We start from the raw sequence: 18,773 nt of genomic DNA, 5'->3' as shown, positions 1-18,773 counted from the left end.
AAGGGCAACGCAACCCGTGTAAAACTGTTCACCCAAAATTCAAAAGGGGCAAAACACACTTACCATGTGTTTTGCCCCCGGGAAAGAAAAGCAGTGCTTACTGCGCTTTTTCTTCGTTGGGCAGTGCAAAGATCTGCCCCGGATAAATCAGGTCCGGATCACGGATCTGTTTACGGTTCTGGTTGTAAATGACCCAGTATTTCAGGCCGTCACCATAGGTCCGGCGCGCAATCCGCCACAGGCTGTTGCCCGGCTGAACCACATAGCGCGAACCCGGTTCCAGAATTTCATCCGGCTTTGCACGCTCAAACGGAATTTCAACACGCGCGGTTACCTTGCCGCCATCATCAAGCTGATCGGCGCGCATGGTGTAATTGCCCGGTTCGATCGGTTCGCCAATCGTCAGCGCCCAGTTGCCATTTTCATCGGCCGGGGCAGTTCCGACATGTTTGTTATCAAGATAGACCTGAACGGTGTGGTCCATATCCGCCTTGCCCGACATCGCGACACGACCCTGCTGGTCATAATCGACAACATCGATGGAAAGACGCGGCAGACCCGGTGCGGTTTCGTCGGAGGCGGCATCATCGGCATCCCCCGCATCGTCCATCTTGGCCGGTCCCTGCAGGACGGTTGCGGCACCCTCGCCTTCGGTCGGGACCTTAAGGGCGATGATCGGTTGGGATTCTTCTTTGCTTTCCGTGGCTTCGCCATTTTCCGTTGCCTCGGATGCGGCGCGGTCTTCCGGCTTGGCATCGGGGATCAGAACGACAACCTTGTCTTCGGCCTTGGCCACAGCACCGGTTGCGTCTTCGGATTCAAGCGACAATTCGCGATCACCACTTGCCAGCGGCTTGCCCGGAAGGACCACCCACTCGCCGCGCTCGTCTGCGGTTGCCTCGCCGATAACTTCTTCACCTTCGCGAATGCGAACCTTGCTGTTGGGGGCTGCACGACCGGCAATCACGGCATTACCGTCCGGTCCGATGCGCACGACATCAAAGCTTGGATTGGTGATTTCCGGGGCGTCGGATTCCGGCGTTGTCGCCGGCTCGGGGGTTTTGACCTCGGAGGTATCAGTGGTCGTAACCGCGGGCGCCTGAGTGACCGGTGCAGTCTCTTCATCCGCACTTTTGGTCAACATGTAATTCAGCGCAATCGCCGCAATGATCAGTACAACGCCGACAATGACGAGGATATAGGGTCGTTTCACCGGAAATATCCTTGAACGATGTTTATGTTATCGGGGTTTGCCCCCATGGTCGCACCCAAAACACTGGAATTGCTTGCCATATTCCCCTCAACCAATTCCTTTGGGCACGTTAATTAGAAACTTGTACTACTTTCAGATCACAGTTTCCATAACGTAACGAACAAACGATACCGCGGAACCGTTAGGTAAAGATGAATAGAATCAGTCTCTTTGCTTAATTAACAGGAAGCTCATCTATCCATCAGAAGCGCGATGTTACGAAACCGTCCCTGCCATCTGAGCACCGACATAGGCGACCAATGCCGCCATGATCAATGGTAGTGCCAAAACTCCGAACCGGATCACGCTGCCAATCACAACCGCCTGTGCCGGATTGGCTTCGGGGACAAGCGCGCCAAGCTTTGCCGCCCCACGCCCCGAAGACACCACCAGCAGCAATACCGCAAATGAAACGGCCGATGCGGGTATGGCAATCATCATCACCGCTGCACTTGCCATCAGGGCCCCGACCACACCCAGCCATACCGCCGCACGATATTGCGGGGCTGCCTTTTCCGAGACCAGCGCCACCATCAGCGCGATCCAAAGTGCGGCCTGAAAGACAACATGCTGATCAAGGGCGAACTGATGGGCAATGATCCCCTGCCCCAGTGCCAGTGTCATCAGAACGGCAACCGGGCCGGGCTTTGCCGCATTTGCCACATCGCCCCCACTTTCAGTGGTCGTCGATTTAGACGATCTGGTTTTGGCGATCTTGGTCTTTTTGCCTTTGGCTGCTTTGCCATCAGGTGCGTCATCCTCGGTAAAGTCGGGACGCGTCACCCACAGGAAACAGCCGCCAATCACCAGAAATGCGAGCCAGGCCAGAAACTTGATCCCGCCCGGATGATAGGACAATCCGTTGACCGGCGCCGCCAGAACAAGCCAGCCGCCAAGCAACAAAAGAACGCCCGAGACAATCAGGCAAACACGTTCAGACAGCCTTGCAAAATCAAGGATCGCCCCGCAAACACCGCCCAGCACCAGCATCAATAATGCCGCACCAACACCACCGCGCGCCGTATCAGGCAAGCCGATGGCTGCCGGAACCGCAACGGCCACAGCGGGAATGATCGCTGCCAGCACCAGACGCCGGGCCAGGGCACGTTCAAGTCCCAGCCAAAGCGCCAGCATCAAAACCGCAGCGATGATGCCCGATACCAGAAGGGCGAGTATAAAGGGATTGTCGACAAACACGTTGGGCGGTCCTGCCTTCTTTTCGTTGCTTCGCGATGTACTTCTTTATGCCAGGCACAAATCCGTGCGCAGCATTACCCATCCCACAATCAGGTTCATAACTTGTTAACCCTGCGCCACAGCAGCACGGATTAATCAGAACAGGAGCCCTTCGCGGTGACTGTCCGTGGGCATCACCGTTCTGGCAAATAAAAGCAACGAAAATGCGGCGCAAACACGTCATTTAAATTTAAACTGCTGCCATGCACAAATTCCTGCCCCATCGCTGATTTGATCGGCTATGTTCGTTTCGAGTACGGGGCATCATTGAAAAATGTTGCACCGCTACCTGCGAAACAAGAAACAAAAGGCAGGTCGCCATGACAAAAGTAAAATCAATCTGTGTATTCTGCGGCGCTTCGAACGGCAAAAATCCACAGCATATGGAAAATGCCGTCGCGTTTGGCAAAATGATGGCCGAACGGGGCATCGCACTGGTTTATGGCGGGGGTCGCATTGGCCTGATGGGCGCGGTCGCCGATGGCGTCATGCAGAATGGCGGCGAAGTTATCGGAATCATCCCCGAACACCTGCATGATATCGAAGTTGGCCATAAAGGCCTTTCCGAGCTGATCGTCTGCAAATCCATGCATCAGCGCAAGGTCGAGATGTTCAAGAGATCCGACGCCTTCGTTACCCTTGCCGGTGGCCTTGGCAGTCTGGATGAAGCCTTTGAAGCCATGACACTGCGTCAGCTGGGCATTCATGACAAGCCGATGGTATTCCTCAATGCGCTTGGTTATTGGGACAAGTGCTTTGACATGATCGACGGTATTATCGAGGAAGGCTTTGCACGCGAAAGCCACAAGAACCTCTATACGGTTGCCGATACGCTTGAAGAAGTATTCGAACAGCTTGCGGCAGAACCGGCACCGAAATTCGACCCGCGCGAAAAGCTTTTCTGATCGCGCTGCGAAACAGACAACCTTATGATTTGTCTGCATTAATCGATCAAAATTGACATTGTCATCTTGTCTGATGGCCCGAACGCCGCCCGATTTTTCGGGCGGCGTTTTTGTCACAATGTGACCGCCCGCAATCTCTGATCACCGGACTTTCATTTGATCATTTCCACGAAACCAAGGTTTTCCGCGGCTCTTATAACCGCCTGAATATTCATATGAATGTCATGCTTCTGAAATCTTAGTGACAACGAAGCCGCGTATGATCGTTTCATGTTCAAAGCAACAAATTGAACGATCAAATGAATATTTCGACACGACAACGCGACATCATCGACATTCTGCGCCGCGACAGCTTTGCCTCGATTGACAAACTGGCCGAACATTTTGACGTTACCCCGCAAACCGTGCGGCGCGACGTCAATATGCTAAGCGACGCCAATCTTGTGCGTCGGCGTCACGGCGGCGTTGAATATGCTGGCGAACCGGGCATGAACCTGTCCTATGAAAGTCGGCAGGTCACCAATATTGCCGCCAAGCACGCCATTTCATTGCATGTCGCAAACCTGATCCCGGACGGGGCATCAATCCTGATCGGGATCGGCAGCACGCTGGAACTGATTGCGCTGAACCTTGTCGAACACCGGCATCTGACGGTGGTGACCAACAATCTCAATGCCGCCATGGCTCTTGGCAACAATACCAGCAACCGGATCGTCATTCCCGGTGGCACCTTGCGCCTGCCTGATCGCGATGTCATCAGCCCCGATGCCGAGGCGATGTTTAACAATTACAAGGTTGATTACGGCCTGTTCGGGGTTGGCGGGATCGAGCCCGACGGCACGCTTACCGACTTTGATCATCGTGAAGTGTCATTGCGTCAGGCGATTGCCGCCAATTGCCGCAATTCGATCCTTGTGGCCGATCAATCCAAATTCGGCCGCCCGGCCCCGGCCAAGGGCGGTCATATCACGGCCCCTGACCTGATTGTGGTGGATGGCGTGCCCGGCGGATCGTTCGCCCCGCTGTTTAATCGTCAGGACGTCCGCGCACGTCTGCAAATTGCAAAAAGCGAAAATTCCAAATGAGTGCCCAATCGCCTTTCATCCAGATCAAAGCGGTATCGCGCGTCTTTAACGGCTGCAATGGCGTGCATGATCTGTCCATCGACATTCCACGTGGAAGCTTTGTCGTCCTTCTGGGGCCATCGGGCTGTGGCAAGTCAACAACTCTTCGACTGATTGCCGGTCTTGAAACCGCCGATCAGGGCACAATTGCCATAGACGGCAAGGATGTAACCAATATGCCGCCCTCCAGACGCGGCCTGTCGATGGTGTTTCAGTCCTATGCCCTGTTCCCGCATCTCAGCGTTGCCGAAAACATCATCTTTGGCCTTAAGGTCCGCAAAACCGGCAAGGAAGAAATCAGAACCCGCCTTGATGATGCGCTCAGTGTCACAGGACTTGCCGGATATGAAGATCGCAAACCTGCCGAACTTTCAGGCGGTCAGCGTCAGCGCGTTGCCCTTGCGCGTGCCATTGTCGCCGGTCATCCGCTGTGTCTGATGGACGAGCCGCTCTCGAACCTTGATGCCAAATTGCGCCATTCCGTCCGCCGCGATATCCGCGAACTGCAACAGCGCCTTGGTATCACGGTTGTCTATGTCACCCATGACCAGACCGAAGCCATGAGCATGGCCGATATCGTCATCCTGATGAAGGATGGCCGCATCGAGCAGGCGGGCAACCCGGCCGATCTTTATCTCAAACCCGCGACATCCTTTGCTGCCGGATTTGTCGGAAGCCCGCCCATGGCACTGATACCGGCATCGGCCTTGCCGGGTGACGTGATCCCGGCTGGTTTGGATATGACCAAACTGACCTTTGGCATTCGCCCCGAAGATCTGGTTTTGACCACCAGTGCAGATCAATCGGCATGGAGCATTGCCGCCACGGTCACCGGAAGTGAGTTCCTTGGCGCGGAAACCTTTGTTTCTGTTGCGATCCCGGGAACAGAGGGCGCAACCGCCCGCCTGCCCGGTCAGGTCCATATCGCGCCGGGGACAAAAGTTTCGCTCAGTTGGGCTGGCGCTGCGGCCCACTGGTTTGATGGCGAGGACGGCCATCGTCTTGAACCGGCGATGCCCCGTCAAACAGCGCAGGAACCAAATACCTCTATCGAAACTGACACTGCAATTCCGAGTTTGTAACAGGGAAAACAAATCCATGCGGAATATCGTAACCAGTGCCGCCTTTGCGGCCGGACTGATGGCAACGGCAGCATCACCTGCTTTTGCTGCGACCGAGTTGACCATGTATTATCCGATTGCTGTTGGCGGCCCGCTGACCAACGTGATTGACGGCATGATCGAAGGTTTTGAAGCCGAACACCCCGATGTCAAAGTCAATGCCATCTATGCTGGCAATTATGACGATACCCGTCTGCGTGCCGTATCCGCGCTTAAAAGCGGCGATCCGGCACAGCTGTCTGTCATGTTCTCTATCGATGTTTATGACCTGATCGAACAGGACCTGATTGTTCCGTTTGATGATGTCGTCAAAACCGCAGAAGACAAGGAATGGCTCAAGGGCTTCTATCCGGCGCTGATGGCCAATGGCGAAGTCGATGGCAAAACCTGGGGCATCCCGTTCCAGCGTTCAACCATTGTCATGTACTATAACAAGGACATGTTCCGCGAAGCCGGTCTTGATCCGGAACACGCACCGGCCACCTGGGAAGAACTGGTTTCGGCTGGCAAGGCCCTTGCCAAGGACGGCAAATGGGGCCTGATGGTTCCGTCGACCGGTTACCCGTACTGGATGTTCCAGTGCTTTGCCATCCAGAATGGCAAGGAACTGATGAGCAAGGATGGTACCGAAACCTATTTCGATGATCCGGCTGTTGTCGAGGCGCTTGAATTCTGGCGTGGCCTTGCCACCGACGAAAAGATCATGCCCGAAGGCACGATTGAATGGGGCACGCTTCGTCAGGCCTTCGTTCAGGGTCAGACGGCCATGATGTGGCATTCGACTGGCAACCTGTCGGCTGTCAAACGCGAAGCCAAGTTTGATTTCGGCGTCGCCATGCTGCCGAAACATAAAAAGCCGGGCTCACCGACCGGTGGCGGGAACTTCTATCTGTTCAAAAACTCCAGTGACGAACAGAAAGCAGCATCGCTTGCGCTGATCAAATACATGACCGCACCGGAACGTGCTGCTGAATGGTCGATTGCGACCGGTTATGTTGGCGTCACGCCAGAAGCCTATGAAACCGACGCGCTGAAATCCTATGCGGCTGAATTCCCGCAGGCGGTTGTTGCCCGTGATCAGCTTGAAGTCGCGATCCCGGAATTCTCCACCTATGACACTGCGCGTGTCCGCGAAGGTCTGAACAACGCCATTCAGGCTGCTCTGACCGGTGAAAAGTCACCGAAAGAAGCCCTTGAAGGTGCACAGGCCGAAGCAACCCGTCTTCTTCGGGCGTTCCACTAACCCGATCTGCACGCCGAAGCGGGTTTCACGCCCGCTTCGGCACCCTTGTTTGTGACTTGTTTAATCCATTATCTTATACGGACGTGCCGACCATGAATGACATGGCCCGACTTCAGAAACAAAGGCTGGCACTTTATGGCTGGATGCTTGTGGCACCGGCTTTGGCGCTGATGAGCCTGTTTGCCTTTTACCCGGCCATTGCAACCTTGTGGCACAGCCTGTTTACCCGCGGCACCACGCGCCGCCCGTCGGTCTTTGCCGGATTTGACAATTACGGCGACCTGTTTGCCGACCCGACATTCTGGACCGTGGCCTGGAACAACATCATTTATGCCGGAATCACCATTCCGGTTTCGATCATCTTTGCCCTGATCATGGCGCTTTGGGCCAATGCCCATATTCCGGCACGGTCATTCGTGCGCAGCGCCTATTTCACGCCGACGATCCTGCCGATGATTGCTGCGGCCAATTTGTGGCTGTTTTTCTATACACCCGACCTTGGCGTGATTGACCAGATCACCGGGTTCTTTGGCGCGTCCCCGACCAACTGGCTGGGACAACCTGAAACAGCACTGGCATCCGTCATCATGGTGACAATCTGGAAAGAAGCCGGATTTTTCATGATCTTCTACCTTGCTGCCCTTCAGACAATTCCGCCTGACCTGCGCGAAGCCGCCCGGATCGAGGGGGCAGGTCGATGGACCTATACGCGCCGGGTATTGCTACCGCTTTTGATGCCAACCACGATCTTTGTCTTTGTGAATGCGATGATCAATTCGGTCAAACTGATCGACCATCTGTTCATCCTGACCAAGGGCGGGCCGAATAACGCGTCAAAGCTGATCCTGTACTGGATTTGGGAAATGGCATTTTCCTATTTCGACAGCCCGCATGCCGCCGCCATGACCATTCTTGTTCTTCTGACGCTTGGCCTTGTTGCGGTCATTCAGTTCCGACTGGTTGAAAAACGGACCCATTACAGATGAATACTGCATTTGCCTCGCATCCGGCCAAACGCACCCTGCCTGATTTCGACAAGATCCTTGATACCATCGGCGCATGGGCTCTGGCGATTGTCTGGATATCGCCGCTTCTGTTTGCAACATGGGCCGCATTGCAGCCATCGGGCACCGCCCTTGGTCTTGATTTTTCAAGCCCGCTGACAATCGAGAATTTCGTCTATGTCTGGAACGCGGTGCCATGGGCAGGGTATTTTGCCAATACGGTGGTTCTTGTCACCCTGATCCTTGCCGGTCAGTTGGTTCTTTGCACGCTGGCAGGGTTTGCCTTTGCCCGGTTTGAATTCAGGGGCCGCGATACGATCTTTATCCTTGTTCTGCTGCAGCTCTTCATCCTGCCCGAAGTTCTGATTGTCGAAAACTATGCCATCGTTTCCAAGCTTGGCCTGTTTGACACCGCGCTTGGCATCGGGCTTCCCTATATGGCCAGCGCGTTTGGCATTTTCCTGTTGCGTCAGGCCTTCAAATCGGTGCCGGTCGAACTTGAAGAAGCCGCCCGGATTGAGGGATGCAGCTGGATGGGCGTTTTATGGAAGGTCTATGTGCCCGCGGCCAAGCCGGTCTATCTGGCCTATGCCCTGGTGTCGATTGCGACCCACTGGAACAATTTCCTGTGGCCGCTGATTGTCACCAACTCGCCTGATACCCGCCCGCTAACCGTCGGATTGTCGCTGTTCGGAGCACCGGAAACCGGGGTGGATATTTCAGTCATCAGTGCCGCAACCATCATGACCGTAGCGCCCCTTCTGATCGCGTTCCTGATTTTCCAGCGCCAATTCATTCAGGCCTTCCTGCGCGCCGGCATCCGATAACGGATCGTTTAAACTGAAACCAAAATACACAACTATTCCACCGAAAATCGGCATAGTGAAAAGCTTTTTTCGATAATTCACCTTATTAACCGGCATATCTATCCTGTTCACAACAGCGCAGATCGCGCAGACGAGCCAACTAGCGGCTCTCGCTTTTGTGAAAGGACTAGCTATGACCACGCAGAAAAAAACAGTCATCATCACCGGCGCATCCCAGGGTATGGGTGCGGCACTTGTTCAAGCCTATCGTGACCGCAATTACAACGTTGTCGCAACTTCCCGATCAATCAAGCCAGGTAACGAGATTGATGTGGCGACTGTTGCAGGCGACATCAGCAATCCTGCAACTGCCGAACAAGTCGTTCGTGAAGGCCTCGAACGCTTTGGCCGTATCGACACGCTCGTCAACAATGCAGGCGTGTTTCTGGCGAAACCGTTCATTGAAATGACGCAGGAAGACTACGACCATAATCTGGGCGTCAACGTTGCCGGTTTCTTTAACATCACCCGCCTTGCTGCTGCCGAAATGTTCAAGCAGGGTTCCGGCCACATCGTCAGCATCACCACCAGTCTGGTCGATCAGCCGATTGCCGGCATGCCGTCTGCTCTGGCGTCTCTGACGAAAGGCGGGTTGAATGCCGTTACCAAATCCCTTGCGATCGAATTTGCGCAGAACGGCATCCGAGTGAATGCAGTGTCGCCAGGCATTATCAAAACACCGATGCACCCCGAGGAATCCCACGAATTCCTTTCGAAACTCCACCCTGTTGGACGGATGGGTAATATCAGCGACATCACTGATGCCGTGCTTTACCTTGAAAACGCCAACTTCGTCACGGGTGAAATCCTTCATGTTGACGGCGGTCAAGCCGCAGGTCGCTGGTAATCGTTCACGCGATCACAAACGCAGGATCGACTTTCGGGATCGATCCTGCCCCCCCGATCACATTTTACAAAGGGTAATCAACATGCCGATCGTAACAGTTCAGGTTACACGCGAAGGTACCCAACCCGGTTCCGACAAAGTGACCGCAGAAGAAAAAGCCGCAATCATTCAGGGCGTGAGCGAAGTCTTGCGCGACGTCCTGAATAAACCGCTTGAATCCACATATGTGATTATCGAGGAAGTTGATCTGGAAAACTGGGGATGGGGCGGTATGCCGACCCAGCATTATCGTCAGTTACTGGCGCAGAGAAAATCTTCCACTATCTGAATTCAGAAAGCCTTGCCCGTCGCGCCTGCCTGGTTACAACGGGCAAGGCATATTGTTCATGGTGAAAATTCAGCACACCGGAGCAAATTCAAGCTGGTTTTGTCAGCAAAACCTGATTGCTGAGCGCCTTCGGCACCAAATATCAGCGCGCTGCTTTGGCACATCGAAAACGGGGACAGAACGATGACCAGGATTGGAAATTCCTTTCAACAGCTCGATCTCGGAATTCCGGTGGTTCAGGCACCAATGGCAGGTGTCTCGACGCCGGAGATGGCAGCCGCCGTCACAAACGCTGGCGGTTTGGGCTCAATCGCGGTTGGCGCAAGCACTGTGGATGACGCACGCGCGCAAATCCAGCGGGTAAAGGCGCTCTCCTCCGGTGTATTCAACGTAAATGTGTTCTGCCACAAACCAGCACTTCGTGATCCGATAAAAGAACAAAAATGGCTGGATACCCTGAAACCCGAATTCGCGCGGTTCGGCGCATCGGCACCCAACGACCTATCAGAGATTTACCAAACATTTCTGACAAACGATGCGATGCACACGATGCTGCTTGAAGAATGCCCGCGCGTCATAAGTTTTCATTTTGGATTGCCCCGTCCCGATCAACTCGATGCAATCAAAAACAGGGGCATTATGACATTTGCAACTGCGACCAATCCGAAAGAAGCGCTGGAAATTGAAGCCGCGGGCATTGACGTGATTGTTGCACAAGGCTGGGAAGCCGGAGGGCATCGGGGATGCTTCGATGAAAACAGCTTTGACAGCAAACTGGGAACCCTGGCACTGACCCGGATTCTGACTCAATCAGTTTCCATTCCGGTCATAGCCGCAGGTGGCATTATGGATGGATCGGGCATACGGGCTGCACTTGGTCTTGGCGCTGTTGCCGCGCAGTTGGGCACAGCATTTGTGACCTGTGACGAAAGTAAAGCCGACGCTACTTATCGTGCAAGGTTCACCGGAGAATCTGCAAGCAGTACTGTAATGACGCGGGCAATATCTGGTCGACCTGCGCGCTGCCTTGCCAACAAATTTACCGCTTGGGCGGAAAGCAGATCTGACGGGGAAGTCCCCGACTATCCGGTGACCTATGATGCGGGCAAGGCGTTAAACAGCGCAGCCAAGGCGCAAAACGAGCACGGTTTCGGCGCGCAATGGGCTGGTCAAGGTGCCCCGCTTGCGCGGCCAATGACGACAGCAAAGCTGATGCAGACACTTGCAACCGAACTGGCGGGGTAATCCACTTTCACCATAGCGGTGTCGTGCGTCCCTATATATCCAGCGAGCGGGCATCTTTTTCGAGCTTGGCAAGCGAAGCACGCAAGCGCGGTGCTGCAAAGTCAACAAAGGCACGCACCTTTGGAACCGCCATTCTCCCATGCGGCGCAATCAAATGTACGGGCAAAGGTGGTGCTTCGGCGTCAACCAGAACAATCTTGAGCTGCCCGGCGGATACCTGCCGGGCAACATGGTACGAATACAATCTCGTCAGCCCCAAACCAGCAACAGCTGAACCAACTGCGGCGCGAATGCTGTTGACGATGATGCGCGGCGTAAAACTTATGGTCTTGGGGATTTTTCCTGTTTGTCCGGGCGAAAAGGTCCAGGCATTGAGTCCAAAATGGGAGAATGCGATGATTTGATGTTTCTCCAGATCTTTTGGCTCATGGATGCGAGGATTGCGTTGCAGATAGTCGGGCGAAGCCGTAACAACGCGTCGAACAGCGGTGCCGACCTTTGTGGCGACGTTCGAAGAATCTGATAGCTCACCAATCCGAAGCGCCAGATCCACGCCCTCCTCTACCAGATTAACGAACCTGTCGAGCATCAGGAACTGGACAGAAACCGTCGGAAACTCCTTTAGGAACTCATCGATGATTGGCCTTAAAACTTCTTCGCCCAGGAATGGTGGCGCAGATATTGTAACCGTTCCCCTTGGGGCGGAGCGCTCACCTCCAGCCACCATTTCTGCCTCTTCAAGATCGGCAAGAATGCGCCGACAGGCAGCAGCATAATGTTCGCCGGTTTCACTGAGACGAAGCGACCTTGTTGTTCGATAAAGCAGGTCCGCACCGACATGACTTTCAAGCGCATTCAAAGCACGGCTAACAGCCGTTGGCGACCTGTTCAGACGGCGTGCTGCACCGGCAAGACTGCCTTCATCTATCGCAGCCAAGAATACCTTGATTGAGTCAATTTGGTCCATGATTACACCGATTTTCGGGATGCTGAGTGCTGATTGATAGATATTCACAACAAAACTGCAGCAAGTAAATATCTATGGGACGTTTATCCGCTCAGTGATCAGCACCGATAATCCCGCATATGAAAACTATCATATTTTCAGAATGTTCGCGCGATCACATTCTTATTCACTGCCGCAAAGAAGGGATGACAATGTTCTCGCACGATACCCTTGATCACTTTCCGAAGGTCAGCCTGCTGGACGACGCCACACCAATTCAGCGTCTGGAACGCCTTGAACAAACGTTGGGACTGCCAGCCAAAGACATCCAGTTATTTGTGAAACGCGATGACTTCAATTCACTGGGTGGTGGCGGTAACAAACTGCGAAAACTTGAATTTATTGTGGGTGATGCCCTGCACAGGGGTGCAGATACCGTGGTTGCCGTTGGCGGTTTACAATCAAATTTTGCCAGACTGACAGCAGCCGTTTGCGCGAAGCTTGGTTTGCAATGTGATCTGGTTTTGACATCGCCGACAAGTTCAATGCCCAATGACTTCGCACGTAACGGCAACATGGTGCTTGATCGTATATTGGGTGCGCACATCCACATTGTCCCAACCGGGATAACCGGCCGAGAATTTGCCCACGAGATTGCTGCCAAACTGTCACGGCGCGGATGCAATCCCTATCTCGTCGAACTGGGCGGTTCATCGCCGATCGGCGCCCTCGGTTATGCCCTATGTGCGTTCGAGATAGAGAATCAGATGCGTGCACTTGGGCAAAGTGTCAGTTCAATTGTCTTGCCAAACGGAAGTTCCGGCACCCATGCAGGCCTTGCCGCAGGGATGTACCTGGCAGGTAAAAATCCCGCTTTGATCAAAGCATTTTCTGTCCTCGCGCCAAAAGAAATTGCTCATGCTGCGACGGTTGAGAAAACACAGGCTGTGTTGAAGTTGCTTGGTTCCTCTGTTGAAGCCAATCCAATGGATATCGAGATATCTGACGAACAGTTGGGGGACGGTTATGGAATCCCGACAGACGCCATGAAAGCCGCTGTTCACCAGATGGCAAGAACAGAAGGGCTCTTTCTTGATCCCGTATATGGTGGGAAAGCCTTCGCCGGACTGCTTTCGGACCTCTCTTCCGGTCACTATCAAAGCGGCGAAAGAATCCTGTTTTTAATGACAGGCGGATCTCCGGGCATCTTTGCCTATGCCAATCACTTTCTGGACGAACCGGCATTCGACTAGTAATCGTCAATCGCCAATGTCTCTGCGAATTTGAGATCAGGTCGGCCAAATTCCGAAAGTAGCAGACCTGACTCTTCATGGATTAAATTCAGTAATTTAGCCAAATATTTCTGTCGATATTTTTCCTTATATGGTGCAGCATACGAAATCATTTTCATAACTTTTTTTAATTCTTCATATGTCCGTCATGATCTTGCTTTTCAGCACCACACTGATCTGGTCGCTGCTTTTGGTGAGCAACCGGATTGCATTGACCAGCTTTGATATTGATCCTTATGCCATGACATGCTGGCAACTGGTGTTTGGCGGGGTATCGCTGGTGCTTCTTGCGCCCGGTCGCAGGATCCCCTGGCGGCAATTCACCCTTCCGATCAACTGGGCCTATGGGGTTTTGCGGGTTCTGACCGGCGTAACCTGGACAGCGTCGCTTCTTTACATCAGCGCACCGGAAAGCGGCATTCTGTCGCAGACCGGCATGCCGATGGCCGCCCTTGCCGCGACCTTTATCCTTGGGCGCACGCCGGGACGGTCGGAATGGCTGGGCCATGCGATCCTGATTTCGGGAGCTGTGTGGATGGCATGGCATTTACCCGGTGGCTTTTCCAACCCAGCCGTGTTGCTGATGCTGGCATCCGAAGTCACCGCCATTGCATCAACTGTTCTGGCCGAACTTCATCCTGATAACCAGATCAAGGATACATGGGCACATCTGCGCTTCACCGGCGTCCTGTTGCTGATTACCGCGTCAGTCTTCCTGATCGTGCCGTCCTTTATCGAACGGATCAGTCCGGTTCCGATCCCGTACATTTCCACCGCCGGATTGTTTGGCACCGAAACATTGTTGGCAGGGCTTTTGATCGGGGTTCTGTTTCGCGGGCCTGCGATGGTTTTGTCACTTCGTTCTGTCAAGGTCGCAGGGATCGAGAAATACATCCTGTCGACCACGATCCTGCCCTTTGTCCTTCTGGCGCTTGAGATGCTGGCATCGCGGTTCGACCTCACGCCACCACCGACCCATGACAGTGTGTTCTGGATCTCTTCCCTTTTGGTGATGATCGGGATTATTCAGATAACAGTATCGAAACACCGCCATGCTGCGAAACTCAAGGCACTGGCAAAAATCGCGGCACCTGCCCCGACACCGGGCAAGGCCACCTGATTGGACTACCGGGCGCCTTTGACCCCGTCCCGGTATTCGACCAGTAACCGGCGTAATGTCGATCCCTGCAAGATGCGTATCCCCTTGTCCCAAGGAGATACCGTACGACTTCCCCGGTCGTTATGTTCCCATTGCATCTTGCCCCTTTCGGAGTCTCCCCCGAAAGGTCAAAACGCCCGGGTCCCCACCCGGGCGTTTTTTTTGGGCGTGCAACTGTCCGGGCAAGCGATCAGAAGGCAAATGAGACACGTGCCTTGGCTTCCCAGATATCAAGGCCGTTCTGCCCGAGACTGAGATAGCCCGCCCCGACATCAAAATAGATCCGGTCATCATAAATAAACCGCATCCCGCCGCGCAATGTACCGGTCACGTCTGATGTTTCCTCAAGCGTCAGGTTCCCCGAAAGGATCTTGCCGTCATTGGGCCGGTCAAAGGCATAACGCAGGCCGAGCTCGCCATAGGGTATGCCCAGAAGATTGCCCTCAAGCTCGACATAGGTGCTGGCCTCACCGGCAATTTCGGCCTCGCCAAAGCTGAAATGATCCGAACCGATATCGACCTTGACCGGGGTATTGGACACAGTACCACTGAGATCATAGGCCTCGGTAAAGGTCTCGGCATAGGAAAGGCCGACGCGCGGACGCAGCGTCCAGTCCTTATAATTATACTGCCCGTGAAGGGCGGTGGCAGCCGACAGCTGATGGGAAAAATAGTCGCCCTCAAGCACCACAACATCAAGATCGTTATGGCGCAGCATATAGCCAAGCGATCCCTGAACCGCCCATTCCCGTGACAGACGATGGGCAAAATAGGGCCCGACGGAAATACCATAGGCCTCGTTGACAAGCCCGCCGTCATAACCGTCAGAGCCACTGCTTTCAAACGATCCGGAAACGCCAACAACCGTTTCGTTATCAAAATTGCGATCAAATCCCGCAATAACTGATCCGCTATATCCTTCGATATCCAGATTGTGACGCCGGTCCCGGGCATAGACGCCGCGCGTTTCTGTCCAGAAATTCCAAAGGGGTTCGGCCACGAACTGCCGCCCGGATGTCAAAGGCACATCTGATTGCTCAAGCAAGGAGGCAACCGTAATTCCCTGATATCCGCCCTGCCGGACAAGCGTACAGGGGGCGGTAAAAACAAGACCGTCTTCGTTACGATAAAGCTGCCCGCCACCTTCAAGAATGGCGCAGGTATCACCGGCAAGGAAGTCCTCCGGCCGCTTTGAAAGTTCGGCATTGGCAACGGTTTGGGGAACACTGATCGTCGGCGGAACCGTTGGTATTTCGGGGTCCGGGGATGTAATCACCGGCACTTCCGGCGTAATACCGACCGGTGGCGGGGTGATCACCGGAATTTCCGGCGTGATCCCTGTCGGGGGTAACACCCCAATCGGTGGTCTGGTAGCAACCGGCACTTCCGGCGTAATACCAACCGGCGGCGGAGTGATCACCGGAATTTCCGGGGTAATCCCCGTCGGGGGCAATACACCGATTGGCGGAATGACATCAACCGGTGGCGCGACGATAATCGGGAGTTCCGGCGTGATACCGATCCCGGGCGGTCTTATGACCGGAATTTCCGGAGTAATCCCGATCCCCGGCGGTCTTATGACCGGAATTTCCGGGGTAATCCCGACCGGCGGTACGATCCAGATTGGCGGTTTGGTCGCCACGGGAATTTCGGGTGTCAGGAAATCGGGAAACAGCTTGCCGATCGGCGGCAGGTTAAATCCGCCACGCTGGTTCTGACTGTCAAGCAAACAGCCCGAACCACTATTGTCATAAAGGTGATGAACACCACCATTTCCCGGCGAAACAACGTCCGAAAGCGTCAGATGCAATCCGCCACGTGTCTGGCTCCAGGTATCCTTGGTTGTCCCGGCGGCATCAAGACGAAAAGCGCCTGAACTTGTGCCTGACAACCACAAGGAATTTGCCTTATCCGAGGTCTTGCCAAGGAAAATCAACCCGCCTTCGGCCGAGCAACTGGCTGCGCGCGCCGCGGACATTGATGCACTTACCAGCAATGCGCCCACCCCGCACATCGCATACTGATACACTTTTGATCGCCGCACGCCCAGCTCCCCGCTTTGATTGCAATGGCCATTTACCGGCTTCTCACCATGGCACTATTTTGATCGCAATCCTTCTCACGCCCCGATAACGGAACGCCGTCTACTTTTAACCAACCCCAACCACCCGGTTCTTTTATTGTTCAGTCTAGCGCAAATTTGCGTCAGGAAAAGCATCTGCATGCAGACAATTTACAGTGACAATCAGAACCCCGAACGAGTTTCTGTTCGTTCAGGGTTCATCGACCAAGCCCCGTTCGGCCGCTTCCTGCCCCTGAATGGCAGCTATTTCGGGAACAGGAACGTCAGGATGAACCGTGCCCCCCATCCGTCAGGACCGGCATCCGGGCTATCGACCCAATAGCGAACGCCAGCACCCAGACTGATTTTCTGCCCGCCAACATCGACCAGTTTCGACACAATACCGTTGACCGGAACCGACCATTTCTCGGCGTTCCAGTCATAGGTACTTTCGGTATTAAGTGCGAAGGTCCATGCATCGGGCGTCGTGTAATTGATGAAAGGCTGCAGGAATGTGGCATTCGTTGCCGATGCTGCCGATCCGTCATCGGTGCCCCAGATATGATTGCTCAAAACACCAACCGTCCAGGCATCCTTGATGAACAATCCGACCGCCGTCGGTCCTGCGCCCCATTGATCAAGACCAAGGCTGCTTTCCGATGCAGTGGGCAACAGGAAAACAGGCCCAAGCCCCCAAACCAGCCCGCCGGGGCCCGGTTCAGTTGGCGATAAAAACAAACTTTGTACCGTATCGCCGATGCCGGTATCCGTACCGCTATTGCCATTGATGTCATTCTGATAAACGACCGGCAAAATCGTCCGCGAAATCAGGTTCCAGTCTTCATTAAGACTGACAGGCATGACCGGCTGCACATTGACATAGAACTTGCTGCCGTCTTCGGAACCATAGCCATGATCATAGTTGGCCTGAAATGGCAAACTGATCAGATTGGCCACCGGATTTGACAGTTTCTTGGCAAGATCGGCATCGCCTTCCTGCGCCAATGTCAGGGACGAGAACCCGCAAACACAGGTCAATGCGCCCAGAAAAGTGATCGACAGTCTTCTCAACAGATTGGACATCACTGTCTCCTTCGTTCTTCACAAGCGGCAGAAACCTCTTCGATCCCTGTTTCAATTCACATCACGTGCAATCCGGAATCCGATATGGTTTGACCCGATATGGCTTTCGGCGGGCTGTCGGGCAGCCGGACGATAGCGCAGACAAAAATTCGGTGCACAAAGCCACGATCCGCCCTTGACCACGGTCATCGGACCGACCGCAGGACTGGCAAAGCGCGCCGCAAGCTTTAAAGGTGGGCCATCGGGATCGGTTTGATCGGTTTGGGGATGCCCGGGCACCCACCAGTCCGACACATGTTCCCAGACATTGCCCGCCATATCCGAAAGCCCGTACCCGTTCGGGTCAAAACTGCCGACCGGGGCCGTGCCGTGATGTCCGTCATCTGCCAGATCGGTTTTCGGAAAGGTTCCCTGCCAGCTGTTTGCTTTCCATCCTTCAAGCGGGCTATAGCTGTCACCCCAGCTGTAATCCATACCATCAAGACCACCGCGCGCGGCGAATTCCCATTCGGCCTCGGTCGGAAGTCGCCCGCCAGCCCACTTGGCATAGGCACGGGCATCTTCGACGGAGACCTGCACCACCGGATGATCTTCCAGTCCTTCGATCGTGCTTCCCGGTCCGGCCGGATGACGCCAGTCTGCCCCGGCGATATAGCGCCACCAGTTGCGCAGATCGCCCATATCCACATCATCGGTCGGCTGGGCAAAAACCATGGACCCCGCCTTAAGGAGTTCGTCTGGAACGCCCGGATATTTAGCCGGGTCGAGCGGCCGTTCGACCGAGGTCACATATCCGGTTTCCGCAACAAAGGCGGCAAACTGGGCATTGGTAATTTCAGTTCGACTGATGGTAAAGGATGAAACAGTCACCCGATGCACCGGCGTTTCCTCGCGGTAATGACGGGTATCCCCCATCATGAAAGTCCCGCCTTTGATTTCGACAAATTCGGGCATCGGCTTTTCTTCGGCCAGTGCGCCAGCAGAAGAAAAAAGCACTGCCAGCAAGATCGGGACAGCCCGGCCCAAACGGCCGGGCTGATCAGGTATCAAACGCATTCCC

General features: G+C 54.4%; 17 protein-coding genes. 11 read left to right on the top strand and 6 right to left on the bottom strand.

What is annotated here, in order from left to right:
- Positions 1 to 97 precede the first annotated feature (97 nt).
- The gene (locus tag TH30_RS13245; protein ID WP_114098572.1) at positions 98 to 1,213 is read right to left on the bottom strand and encodes an Ig-like domain-containing protein; all 1,116 of its coding nucleotides are present in this window, start codon (positions 1,211 to 1,213) and stop codon (positions 98 to 100) included.
- Between the two features lie 255 nt (positions 1,214 to 1,468).
- The gene (locus TH30_RS13240) at positions 1,469 to 2,449 is read right to left on the bottom strand and encodes a hypothetical protein (protein ID WP_114098571.1); all 981 of its coding nucleotides are present in this window, start codon (positions 2,447 to 2,449) and stop codon (positions 1,469 to 1,471) included.
- A 359-nt stretch (positions 2,450 to 2,808) separates the two neighbouring features.
- Here TH30_RS13240 and TH30_RS13235 point away from each other — a divergent pair, with 359 nt between their 5' ends.
- The 9 genes from TH30_RS13235 to TH30_RS13195 all read left to right on the top strand — a co-directional run bounded on the left by TH30_RS13235 (position 2,809) and on the right by TH30_RS13195 (position 11,171).
- Positions 2,809 to 3,393 carry an LOG family protein gene (locus TH30_RS13235; RefSeq protein WP_114098570.1) on the top strand — a complete coding sequence of 195 codons (585 nt, stop codon included), beginning with the start codon at positions 2,809 to 2,811 and terminating at the stop codon, positions 3,391 to 3,393.
- A 299-nt stretch (positions 3,394 to 3,692) separates the two neighbouring features.
- Positions 3,693 to 4,478, top strand: a complete 786-nt coding sequence (locus tag TH30_RS13230) for a DeoR/GlpR family DNA-binding transcription regulator (protein ID WP_114098569.1) — start codon at positions 3,693 to 3,695, stop codon at positions 4,476 to 4,478.
- The gene (locus TH30_RS13225) at positions 4,475 to 5,599 is read left to right on the top strand and encodes an ABC transporter ATP-binding protein (protein WP_114098568.1); all 1,125 of its coding nucleotides are present in this window, start codon (positions 4,475 to 4,477) and stop codon (positions 5,597 to 5,599) included. The genes TH30_RS13230 and TH30_RS13225 overlap by 4 nt, the downstream gene beginning before the upstream one ends.
- Before the next feature lie 16 nt (positions 5,600 to 5,615).
- Entirely contained in the window at positions 5,616 to 6,881 is a 1,266-nt protein-coding gene (locus tag TH30_RS13220) for an ABC transporter substrate-binding protein (protein ID WP_114098567.1), read from the top strand.
- Between the two features lie 92 nt (positions 6,882 to 6,973).
- Complete coding sequence (locus tag TH30_RS13215; protein WP_114098566.1) at positions 6,974 to 7,867, top strand: carbohydrate ABC transporter permease; 894 nt, start codon at positions 6,974 to 6,976, stop codon at positions 7,865 to 7,867.
- Positions 7,864 to 8,712 (top strand): carbohydrate ABC transporter permease, encoded by an 849-nt coding sequence (locus TH30_RS13210; protein ID WP_114098565.1) that lies wholly within the window; start codon positions 7,864 to 7,866, stop codon positions 8,710 to 8,712. Before TH30_RS13215 ends, TH30_RS13210 begins: the two co-directional genes overlap by 4 nt.
- A gap of 172 nt (positions 8,713 to 8,884) precedes the next feature.
- On the top strand, positions 8,885 to 9,598 hold the full coding sequence (locus TH30_RS13205; RefSeq protein ID WP_114098564.1) for an SDR family NAD(P)-dependent oxidoreductase: 714 nt from the start codon (positions 8,885 to 8,887) through the stop codon (positions 9,596 to 9,598).
- A gap of 82 nt (positions 9,599 to 9,680) precedes the next feature.
- Positions 9,681 to 9,926 carry a tautomerase family protein gene (locus TH30_RS13200; RefSeq protein ID WP_114098563.1) on the top strand — a complete coding sequence of 82 codons (246 nt, stop codon included), beginning with the start codon at positions 9,681 to 9,683 and terminating at the stop codon, positions 9,924 to 9,926.
- A 183-nt stretch (positions 9,927 to 10,109) separates the two neighbouring features.
- The gene (locus tag TH30_RS13195; protein ID WP_114098562.1) at positions 10,110 to 11,171 is read left to right on the top strand and encodes an NAD(P)H-dependent flavin oxidoreductase; all 1,062 of its coding nucleotides are present in this window, start codon (positions 10,110 to 10,112) and stop codon (positions 11,169 to 11,171) included.
- A 31-nt stretch (positions 11,172 to 11,202) separates the two neighbouring features.
- Here the strand turns inward: TH30_RS13195 and TH30_RS13190 are convergent, their stop codons facing one another.
- The gene (locus TH30_RS13190) at positions 11,203 to 12,186 is read right to left on the bottom strand and encodes a LysR family transcriptional regulator (RefSeq protein WP_220150316.1); all 984 of its coding nucleotides are present in this window, start codon (positions 12,184 to 12,186) and stop codon (positions 11,203 to 11,205) included.
- A gap of 143 nt (positions 12,187 to 12,329) precedes the next feature.
- Here TH30_RS13190 and TH30_RS13185 point away from each other — a divergent pair, with 143 nt between their 5' ends.
- Together TH30_RS13185 and TH30_RS13180 are read left to right on the top strand one after the other, a co-directional pair.
- Complete coding sequence (locus TH30_RS13185) at positions 12,330 to 13,370, top strand: D-cysteine desulfhydrase family protein (protein ID WP_114098673.1); 1,041 nt, start codon at positions 12,330 to 12,332, stop codon at positions 13,368 to 13,370.
- A 187-nt stretch (positions 13,371 to 13,557) separates the two neighbouring features.
- A complete protein-coding gene (locus tag TH30_RS13180) occupies positions 13,558 to 14,529 on the top strand; it encodes an EamA family transporter (protein WP_258548722.1) in 972 nt (323 codons plus the stop codon).
- 229 nt (positions 14,530 to 14,758) lie between these two features.
- Here the strand turns inward: TH30_RS13180 and TH30_RS13175 are convergent, their stop codons facing one another.
- The 3 genes from TH30_RS13175 to TH30_RS13165 all read right to left on the bottom strand — a co-directional run bounded on the left by TH30_RS13175 (position 14,759) and on the right by TH30_RS13165 (position 18,769).
- The gene (locus tag TH30_RS13175) at positions 14,759 to 16,612 is read right to left on the bottom strand and encodes an autotransporter outer membrane beta-barrel domain-containing protein (protein ID WP_147251999.1); all 1,854 of its coding nucleotides are present in this window, start codon (positions 16,610 to 16,612) and stop codon (positions 14,759 to 14,761) included.
- A 282-nt stretch (positions 16,613 to 16,894) separates the two neighbouring features.
- Positions 16,895 to 17,713 (bottom strand): transporter family protein, encoded by an 819-nt coding sequence (locus TH30_RS13170; protein ID WP_181850279.1) that lies wholly within the window; start codon positions 17,711 to 17,713, stop codon positions 16,895 to 16,897.
- Positions 17,714 to 17,764: 51 nt separating this feature from the next.
- A complete protein-coding gene (locus TH30_RS13165; protein ID WP_220150315.1) occupies positions 17,765 to 18,769 on the bottom strand; it encodes a formylglycine-generating enzyme family protein in 1,005 nt (334 codons plus the stop codon).
- Between the last annotated feature and the right edge of the window lie 4 nt (positions 18,770 to 18,773).

The sequence above is a fragment of the Thalassospira profundimaris genome (assembly GCF_003326795.1).
GTDB classification, from domain to species: Bacteria; Pseudomonadota; Alphaproteobacteria; order Rhodospirillales; family Thalassospiraceae; genus Thalassospira; species Thalassospira profundimaris_C.
The sequence above is the reverse complement of the archived record's forward strand: the minus strand, read 5'-3'. Positions and strand labels throughout refer to the sequence as shown.